Below are 1,234 nucleotides of genomic sequence, written 5' to 3'. Positions count from 1 at the left end.
TGAGGAGACATCGAGTGAGTAAAGCCATAGCGGTGACCATGGGCGATCCGGCGGGCATCGGTCCGGAAATTATCATCAAATCCCTGGCGCAAGGGGCGCTTTCCGGCGCGCCGGCGGTGGTGGTCGGCTGCGCCGGCACGCTGCGCCGCGTGCTCGGCCTGGGTATCACGCCCCAGGCGGAACTGCGGGTGCTGGACCGGGTAGCCGAGGCGCGGTTCTCCCCCGGCGTGATCAATGTGATTGACGAGCCGCTGGCCGACCCGGCGGGCCTGACGCCCGGCAGGGTGCAGGTTCAGGCGGGCGATCTGGCCTTTCGCTGCGTCAGGCGCGCCGCCGAACTGGCGATGGCCGGCGAGGTGCAGGCTATCGCCACCGCGCCGCTGAACAAAGAAGCGCTGCACGCCGCCGGCCACCTCTATCCCGGTCATACCGAGCTGCTGGCGCAACTGACCGGCAGCAAAGATTACGCGATGGTGCTGTATACCGAGCGCTTGAAAGTGATCCACGTCTCCACCCATGTCGCGCTGCGTCAATTTCTGGATACGCTCAGCCGCGAGCGGGTGGAAACCGTCATCGGGCTGGCGGACGCCTTTCTCAAGCGGGTGGGGTATGCCGGGGCGCGTATCGCGGTGGCGGGCGTAAACCCCCACGCGGGGGAGAACGGCCTGTTCGGCGATGAGGAGATCCGACTGGTCGGTCCGGCCATAGAGGGGATGAAGGCCAGGGGCATCAACGTGTTTGGTCCTTGTCCGCCGGATACCGTCTATCTGCAATGCTACGAAGGCCAATATGACATGGTGGTGGCGATGTACCATGACCAGGGCCATATTCCGCTCAAGCTGCTGGGGTTTTACGATGGGGTGAATATCACCGCGGGTTTGCCGTTTATCCGCACGTCGGCGGATCATGGCACGGCGTTCGATATTGCCTGGACAGGCAAGGCGAAGTCTGAGAGCATGGCCATCTCAATCCAGCTCGCGATGCAACTCGCCTAACCTCATCGGATATGAAAGGACAAAGCCGTCTGGACCGGATTATGGATTATCTGAAAAGCCATAATCTGGTGACCGTCGAACAACTGGTGGGCGTGGTAGCCGCCTCGCCGGCCACGGTGCGTCGGGATTTGATTAAGCTCGACCAGGAGGGCGTGATCAGCCGGACGCACGGCGGGGTCACGCTGAACCGTTTTATACCCAGCCAGCCCACGACGCAGGAAAAAATGCAGCGTAACCTG

2 protein-coding genes are annotated in these 1,234 nt (G+C 62.7%); both read left to right on the top strand.

Going from position 1 to position 1,234, the window contains the following annotated elements:
* Window positions 1-995, top strand: a 995-nt coding sequence (locus tag FCN80_RS26035) for a D-threonate 4-phosphate dehydrogenase (protein WP_306767943.1), incomplete at its 5' end; no start/stop codon positions are given.
* 11 nt (window positions 996-1,006) lie between these two features.
* Window positions 1,007-1,234, top strand: a 228-nt coding sequence (locus tag FCN80_RS26030) for a DeoR family transcriptional regulator (RefSeq protein ID WP_136993258.1), incomplete at its 3' end; no start/stop codon positions are given.

It is taken from the genome of Martelella alba (assembly GCF_005217455.1).
Classification (GTDB): Bacteria; Pseudomonadota; Gammaproteobacteria; order Enterobacterales; family Enterobacteriaceae; genus Acerihabitans.
This window is presented reverse-complemented; position numbering and strand designations above follow the sequence as displayed.